The organism is Mucilaginibacter flavidus (assembly GCF_024055575.1).
Classification (GTDB): Bacteria; Bacteroidota; Bacteroidia; order Sphingobacteriales; family Sphingobacteriaceae; genus Mucilaginibacter; species Mucilaginibacter flavidus.
In genome coordinates, this window is record NZ_JAMXOE010000021.1 from 113,800 (window position 1) to 121,996 (window position 8,197).

5 protein-coding genes are annotated in these 8,197 nt (G+C 41.3%); 2 read left to right on the top strand and 3 right to left on the bottom strand.

Features of this window, described 5'->3' with window-relative positions:
• Positions 1-221 precede the first annotated feature (221 nt).
• Positions 222-1,301: an AAA family ATPase gene (locus NAF19_RS23870; protein ID WP_252792868.1), complete on the bottom strand. Its 1,080-nt coding sequence runs from the start codon at positions 1,299-1,301 to the stop codon at positions 222-224.
• 548 nt (positions 1,302-1,849) lie between these two features.
• Here NAF19_RS23870 and NAF19_RS23875 point away from each other — a divergent pair.
• Positions 1,850-2,899 carry a DUF262 domain-containing protein gene (locus NAF19_RS23875; RefSeq protein WP_252792869.1) on the top strand — a complete coding sequence of 350 codons (1,050 nt, stop codon included), beginning with the start codon at positions 1,850-1,852 and terminating at the stop codon, positions 2,897-2,899.
• Positions 2,899-3,522, top strand: a complete 624-nt coding sequence (locus NAF19_RS23880; RefSeq protein WP_252792870.1) for a hypothetical protein — start codon at positions 2,899-2,901, stop codon at positions 3,520-3,522. The genes NAF19_RS23875 and NAF19_RS23880 overlap by 1 nt, the downstream gene beginning before the upstream one ends.
• A gap of 285 nt (positions 3,523-3,807) precedes the next feature.
• On the opposite strand, the gene NAF19_RS23885 is transcribed toward NAF19_RS23880, so the two are convergent.
• Together NAF19_RS23885 and NAF19_RS23890 are read right to left on the bottom strand one after the other, a co-directional pair.
• Positions 3,808-5,976, bottom strand: a complete 2,169-nt coding sequence (locus tag NAF19_RS23885) for a carbohydrate binding family 9 domain-containing protein (RefSeq protein WP_252792871.1) — start codon at positions 5,974-5,976, stop codon at positions 3,808-3,810.
• Between the two features lie 513 nt (positions 5,977-6,489).
• Complete coding sequence (locus NAF19_RS23890; RefSeq protein WP_252792872.1) at positions 6,490-7,686, bottom strand: heparan-alpha-glucosaminide N-acetyltransferase domain-containing protein; 1,197 nt, start codon at positions 7,684-7,686, stop codon at positions 6,490-6,492.
• Positions 7,687-8,197 lie beyond the last annotated feature (511 nt).

The window sequence follows — 8,197 nt, forward strand, 5'->3', positions numbered from 1 at the left end:
ATCCTCGCTCGTCATTGCGAGGAACGAAGCAACCTCTACACAGGACATTCATGAACCGTAATATTTGTGACGACCTAAAGCGGCTGATAGGTCGACACAAAGCTTTTGCTTCATTGATTTGCATATGTAAAGGTTGCTTCGTTCCTCAATGACGCGCGGCGAGATAGTTTTGTCCACTTATTCCTTACTTACCCTCTACTCAAAATCGGACGGACAAAACACTATTGCGCCTGTATGCGGGCTTTAATGTTGGCATTCTTTAATAGCCGGTCAACCTTTTGGAATGATATGCCCAGTTCGTTGCCTATCTCGCGCAGGTTGAGGCCCTGTGCCTTTAGTTCAAGGGCTTTTTCGGTGTGGTCTTCGGTCTGCTGGGTTTTCACATCTTTAAGGTGCACGTTTTCGTGACCGAAGCCTGCAAAAGTATATTGAAGAAAGTTATGCGGCTTGCTGATGTCGAACAGGCAAACAGCATCCTCGCCATAAACCTGCTTGGTATTGCGTTGCTTTACCTGCTTAAGGTAGCGCCTGTCGGCATGTTGGGTGCTGCTGCCTATGGCAAACGAGCTGTCGCAAAAGTTCATCAGCATACGGCTTCCCTGTAAATCGGTACTGGTAATGGGCTTGCTTTTATCGCGCTTGGGCGTATGCGCCAGTGCAAGTATGCTCAGGTTGTGCTTTACCTTCAGCGCTTTAAGGTATTTCATTAAGGGGAGGGCAAATTTAGCCTGCTCGTTTTCATTGCCTATGTAAGTGATGTTATCAAATATAACAACCTTTGCGCCTGTGCTTATTATAGCGCTTTCAATGCCGCTGTTCAGGTACTCTTCGTATTCCCCAAAGCCTGATGGTGCTTCGCCTTCGGGGTTAAGGTCGGCACGGTACAGGTTGTTCTCAAAAACATAGTGCTGCCCGTAATTTTCGGTGTAACGTGCTTCCAGCTGCTTTGGGCTCAACTCAAAATCGCAGTAAAGCACCGGCTGACCAGGCACATCAAGCCCAAAAGGTTCAATACTTTTGCCACTGCTTATACTATTGGCAATTTGAACGGCAAGGATGGATTTGCCGGCGTTACTGTCGCTGAATAAGATACACAGCTCGCCCTGGTGCCAAAATTCACCGAATAGCATTTCGGGGATAGGCTCGGCTTTGGCAAGCTCCATAACCTCGTTCATGTTACGTACCCGCAGTGAATTGTCGTGCGCCTGCGGAGTGTTGGCAAAGGCTGCCCATTTTGCGGTGTCGGCTTGTAAATCGCCCGCAGTTAGTTTGGTGGTGGGTGTGGTTTGTTGGTTTTCCATTGTTTTAATTGAAATATTATCCCGGTAGTACCCGGGAGTTTGAAAAGATATTTGATTACATTTTTGGCGAAAAAATAAATACATTTCCCCTATAGCCCATCTATACCAGATTGAACCTTGACCTTGCCGTAATCAGCAATGCCCGAGTAATATTATTTTTTTGTGTTGATTGCCCCTACGGTTTAAATAAGGGCGTTGCTTTTGCTTAAAATGTTTGTCCGTCCGATTTTGAGTAGAGATAACTATGTGAAAACCCGGACAAGGTAAATTAGGAAAAGCGGTGTGAATTTGCTTCGATACAAATATAAAGATAATTATTTAAAAAACAAGATAAATCTGTAAATAATTATAAAATATTTTTTAGGTAGATAGGAATGGCTTGAGGTGATGCAGGTTTGTCCGTTCGTTCCTAAAAGGGTGTATACTTAAAATCGGACGGACGGATTACTATAATAACCTGAATTACTAAGTCAATACTCTATGCGTCTCAAAAAAATGTTTATTGAGTAAAAAAATGTAGGTTTGGGTATATATACTTAGATTTATACATGAAAAATTTTGATAGTAGGACTTACAGCGTTAATGATTTTTTAGAATGGTTCGACAATAAGCAGCTTGAGCTAAATCCAAAATTTCAACGGCGCTCGGTTTGGACCGATATAGCAAGATCCTATTTAATGGACACAATCGTTAGAGGGAAACCTATTCCCAAAGTTTTTATTAGGCAGAAGCTAAATATACAAACAAGACAATCGGTTCGAGAAGTCGTTGATGGACAGCAAAGATTAAAGACTATTCTTTCTTTTTTAAAAGATGGTTTTAAGATAAATAAAAAGCATCATACTGTATACGGTGGGTTATATTTTTCACAATTAAACACAGTTGATGAAAATATTCAAACTAATATTTTAAACTATGAGATATCGACTGATTTACTCGTAAATATGCCCGATTCTGAAGTATTAGACATCTTTAGTCGATTAAATTCTTATTCAGTAACCTTAAATGAGCAGGAAAAAATCAACGCTAATCACTTTGGACCATTTAAGACATTAGCAGATCGTCTCGCCCATGTTTTCAATCAATTTTGGATTGATAATAAAATCTTAAAAGAGCCTGAAATCCTAAGAATGGGGGATGTTACTTTGGTTGCCGATTTATTGATAGCAATGATTGAAGGGATAAAGAGTAAAAAGCAGATTAAGAATTACTATGATCAATATGAAAAAGACTTTGAATATGATGTGGAGACTTTAGAGACAAACTTTGCTGAGACTTTATCCGCAATTAGCGACATTTTTAGAGATGAGTTGAAAAATTCAGAATTACGCAGAATTCATCTTTTTTATAGCTTATTCACAACAATATATCATTGTAAATTTGGTTTACCTAATTTTGACGGACCACGACCTGATGATAGCATAACATATACGAAAATCGCGAGCAGATTAGATACTATCAATTCACTATTCGAAGCGGACAGTTTTATCTTTACACCCAATGAAGCCCGGTTTTTGGAAGATAGTAGAAGAGCTACGACCGATACAAATGTGCGATTAAGGCGAACAGAATATATGATTAATTTGATAATTAATTAATGTCATTAGCTGCTTCATTAGCTAGTTATCGTGCATCAATTGTTGAAGCCAACAGTTTTATTTCAATGGCTTTTCAAAAAAATGCAGCGGGCGATTATTTACTTCCGGCTAATCAGCGAAATTTCATAACAGACTCCTCTTTTTTAAAAATGTTTATCGCGTGGGAAACATTTATCGAAAATGCCTTCATAGACTACATGTTAGGAGAACCCTCAATAAACGGTCATACCGTTGTTAAATATGTTCAACCCATAGATCATAACCACGCTGGAAAGATCCTAATCGGAACTCAAAAATATGTAGATTGGTCAAATCCCGAAATAATAAAAAAATTAAGCAATCTTTATTTTGAACCTAGCAATATAATTGATACTTACATAAGTTCTACAATGGCTGATTTGTTCGACTTAAAAACTATACGGAATGCAGCAGCGCATTTAACCTCCACAACTCAAAATCAAATAGTTTCATTAGGGAATCGGCTATTATCTATTAATAATCCAACCATCACTGTGTCGGATTTAATTTTATCATTTGACCCCCGAGCAACTGGGGCAGTAACGGTATTGACGTCTTATTTAACCAAGCTAGATATTTTAGCAGAGGGAATCGCTAATGGATAACACAGAAATATAAATCATACAAATTCCATAAGTCAGTAATGGTATGATGATTTTGTCCATCTTTTCCTCACCACCCCTCTACTCAAAATCGGACGGACAGAGGTAGTAAATAGAGATTAGCTAATTAGAGATTAGTCGAACGCCTTTTCAAACCGCAGTTCCTAATCTCCAGTCTGTAATCTCTAATCACTAATTTCAAACCGCAGTTACTAATCTCCAATCTCTAACCTCTAATCACTAATTTCAAACCGCAGTTACTAATCTCCAGTCTCTAACCTCTAATCACTAGTTATTCAACCAATAAGTAAACTTAAACACCAATCCCCTATTCTTAACGAAGAATGGCCTGGGCAGGTAGTTATCCGTATAAACAATAAAGAAATCGGAGGCCGGGCGGTAGCGCCATTGCAGGCGGGTATTGATGTTGATGTTTTTGCCCTGCTCGTTGTACTGGAAAAAACCGGTGAGGTAAAACTTGTTGGTCATGGTAACATCAACCCTTGGGCCAACCAGCCAGAATGATTTTTGCCCCCAGGGTTGCGGCAGTTGCAGGTTGTTGTAGGTGGTGGCCATCTGGATATTTACATACGGCTGAAAACGGTAACCCACATCGTTTGCCAGGCTGAATTTCTTGCCGCCATCATAATAGCCGCCATAATCGAGCGTAAAATCATAGGTAAACAAGCTTTGGGGCACCGAAAAGAAGGAGATCTCGGCGTTGTTCCAGTGGCTTTGCTGACCTATGGGTAAAAAGCTACCGGTATAGTTGGTTGGGTCGTAAGGCGCTAACAGTCGTACATAATCGTGTTCAACCAGGGCGGTCAGTATACTTTTGCTTCTGAAGGTTATTTGGTACGATAGAAAAGCACGATTATCAGTCGGCTTAAACCCGCCATCGTAATAATCAGTGAGGTTAAGCGTGGGGCCATGACTTAGGATGATGCCCTCTTTCGGGAAAAACAGGCGACTGATATAAGGGTTAAACTTTATGTACCCCTGCCTTGGCACGTAGCCGACACCTGCATCATAATTGGCGCCTACTACTTCGTACTGGCCGCCTGCCGTCCAATACTTATTGGCGAATTGCAGGTTGCCCGCCTGTGTATAATCATGCCCTTTTTTGTTGGGACTGAACGATTTTAAAACCAGCGCTTTCCCTGTGAACAAATTATCGGCCGATGCCAGGTTGTATTCAATACCGAAATTGGTGTTATATTTTGAATTGGCCCCCGTTGTTGCCGCACCGGGCGGATAATTGAACGACTCTTTGTTTACCAGCATAAAGCCAATGTTTGAGCGGGCAAAAACCTTGCGCTGCAGGGCAATCATGGTGAAATTCTGGGCAGGCACGTGGTTATCGTCATTACTGTTGGTTTGCATATCCATAACGCCAATGCGCCAGTTACGGTCCAGTTTGCCGCTCAGCCTTGCACCGGCAATAATGTTTGATGTCAAACCAATCCTGCGCGAAAAAAACGGGCGGATGGATGCATAGCCAAAGTTATTGAACTGATCGCCGTTCTCTAAAAAAAACTGGCGGGTTTCGGGGTAAAACAGTTCATAACGGCTCAGGTTGGTTACCTGCTTGTCAGCATCAACCTGCGAAAAATCGGGATGCACGGTAAGGTCGAGGTTCAGGGCCGATGATATGGCAATTTTGGCATCGCCGCCCGCTTCAACATGTACGGCAGTATTCTTGTGGTTTTGATAGTCTTTGCTGATACCTGTGAGCACATAAGGGATCAGCGAGATATTCTGCCCTGCTTCGGGTGGTGGTGTATCCCATACCAATGTACCAGTATACGCCAGCGATGCCGTAGGAAATTGGCGCGGCACAGGCGTCCAGCTTGATTTTTCGGTAGTCTTCAAATCATTTCGACTGAAGTTTATGCCCCATTCTGATATCCCCTTTTTATAGCGGATTGATTTAAAAGGGATAGCTGCTTCGAAAATGTATTTATCAGGATAATCCTTAACCGCCGACTCCCATTTATTTGTCCAGTTTAAATCAACCTTGCCGCCCTCGTACATGGTGCCGTCCCACTCCGCCCCTACGGCATTTGCACCGAAGCTAAAGCCATTGGTGAGGTCGTTGTAGGTATCCATAAAGAATATAAAGTTGTCGTTCTTCTGAAAAGCGAAGTCACGCTTTAACGATTCAACCATACTTGGGCCGGGCAGCGCTTTATAGCAGGTAGCTATTATGTAGATATTTTTATCATCGTAAGCCATTCGCACTTCGGTGGGTACTTTTGATATGCTGGTATCCATCGGCAGCACCATCCGGAAGTTTTTGGCAACCTCGGCATCCTGCCAGGCTTGCTCGTCGATAATGCCATCGATTTTAACCGGCGAGGTTACCCGGTGGATATGATATTGGTAGTTGCTATTCTTCTTTTGAGCTAAAATATGCAGGCTGAACAGGCAGCAAATGAGTAAAAGTGAGAGCTTCAAATTATGGTGGTTTTAGTAATTATATAATCGATTATACATATATTTCCCTGATATTACCCCAGTTTCCATCATTTTTGATACAAATTGAATATTTTCAGGTTCATTCTGGTACAACTACAGGCCAAAATCGTTCAAAATAAGTGTAATTACACCGCAAATGTTGGTAAATAGCCTATTGTTAGTTATTTTCAGTTAAAAAGTGTTAATTTTTGAAAAATAGTTGCGAAAAAATTAGTCTTGTATTTCTATAGATTATATCTTTGCATTAATTATTATTTTCGTCCTAACCAATTAGTTCTTTATGATGAATAATGAGGTCAGTTACTACAAAAAAGAGTGAGCGCCCGCTTCCTCTTTTTTTGTTTTATAGCCATTTTAAATCCCGGATATCTCACCCCGCAGGTCTCCTTTCAGGCCTGAATTATACTCCCGCAACATCACCCCACCCACAGCATTGCCTTTAGCATTTAACAATTGCTTTACGTTTTTCATAACACCGATGTAAATTAAGCTTTAAATTTTGAGCCTTATCCTTCTTTTCTCCAGCGCCCCGGTAATTAATATCACAATGAATGATATAGCGAACGACCGGATAATGCCACCTGTGCCCTCATCTAAAAATTCAGGATACCTGAAATGAACCAGCGACATGAGGCCCACCAAAAGGTAAGGAATTAAATAGCAGATTAACGTGCTGGTGCCGGCAGGCTTGATAATTTTAAACCAGTCTTGTTTGCCTTTAACATCAACCAAAAATATAATCAGCTCGAACAATAGTACCCCTATCCCGGTGCACAGGTATATCCATGAGGGGGTGGAGTAAATTTTTGAGATGCCATGGGTATAAGGGCGTACAATAAAGCCAAGCGCAATTAAAGCTGCACCCAGTGCCGTAAATATTGGCCATAGCCATTTGTAGCTGCCTTTGGCTATTATTTTTGAATACAGCAACGATACCACCACCCCAAACATCATCAGCGCGGCGCACGAGCCATCCTTAATTACCCATATGCTCAACCGGTAAATTTTATCTTTGAAAACCAGGAACACATCGCCATGCGAAATAAGGTTGACTATAACTAGCGCCACCAGTGCGGCAACCAGCCAGGCAAAGTTGCCTCTTACCAAAAGATATACACCGGCACAAACCAGGTAAGCCCAGCCTATAAGGCCTAATATGCCCCACCATGATGGCTCCAACCAGCGGGTGCCTGTTCCTTCATCAGCATTACCCTTATATAAAATACCGAGAATAATCAATATCGCAATGCCAAGGCCCATTAGTCCGTAGCGTTTTGCTTTTGCCATGGTTTGGGGGTAGTCAAGCCATATTAAAAAAAAGCTGGCGGTGAGCAAAAGCTCCCATACGGCATGGGGCAGCAGCGCCTGGCTACTGTACTCTTCCATATTTACATGGAAAAAGCCCATCACTATAAGCGCAAACGAGCGTAAAAGAATATAGACAGCAATCTCCCAAAAATTAGCTTTCTCCAGTCGGCGGCCTATTGCCAGCGGAATTGATAAACCTGCGATGAAAAGAAACAGTGGAAAAATAGTATCTGCAAAGTGCATCCCGTCTTCCCAGCCCTTTACGTGGTCAATCCATTGGGGAACATGACTAACGCCGCTAAGGTCATTAACAAAAATCATGAAAAACATGTTGATTGCCCGGAGTACGTCGATAGATAAAAGGCGTTTTGGCTGAAGCATTGTAAAGGGTTTTTAACCAGGTTTGTATTAATTGATTTAAATATAAGGGCTATTATTTTATTTTTCGTGTATCGTTTCTGTTATAATTACATAAGGAGGGATATCTTTTTAAAAAACATTAATAACATGGGTGGTGTGCAGATTTTTGTAGAGGAGTTGTAGTATGAAAGGTTAGAGGTTATTTAACCACGGACATTGCAGAGAAGTCGCTAAATAATGGAGAAAAAAGATGTTTACAGCGATTATACCGCGCGGAAACAAGCAGCGAGTGGTTATAAGTTTAACGTCAGTTCGATATAAGAATTAGTACTAACTAGGGGCTCGCGTTTCGCCTCACCTAAATCCTCTCCAAAGGAGAGGACTTAAGCTTCGCTCCTCAAAATTTGCTTTTCAGAACCCTCTCCTTTGGAGAGTAATAGCCTATGAAAAGACATTTAAAATATGTATCTTTATGATAATGAACATAATAGAAGTACTTGCAAGGTATCACGAGCAGGAGACCTGCATATCG

Coding starts and splice junctions, on each gene's coding strand:
- NAF19_RS23870 (WP_252792868.1), bottom strand. CDS start 1,301: ATGGAAAACCAACAAACCACACCCACCACCAAACTAACTGCGGGCGAT.
- NAF19_RS23875 (WP_252792869.1), top strand. CDS start 1,850: ATGAAAAATTTTGATAGTAGGACTTACAGCGTTAATGATTTTTTAGAA.
- NAF19_RS23880 (WP_252792870.1), top strand. CDS start 2,899: ATGTCATTAGCTGCTTCATTAGCTAGTTATCGTGCATCAATTGTTGAA.
- NAF19_RS23890 (WP_252792872.1), bottom strand. CDS start 7,686: ATGCTTCAGCCAAAACGCCTTTTATCTATCGACGTACTCCGGGCAATC.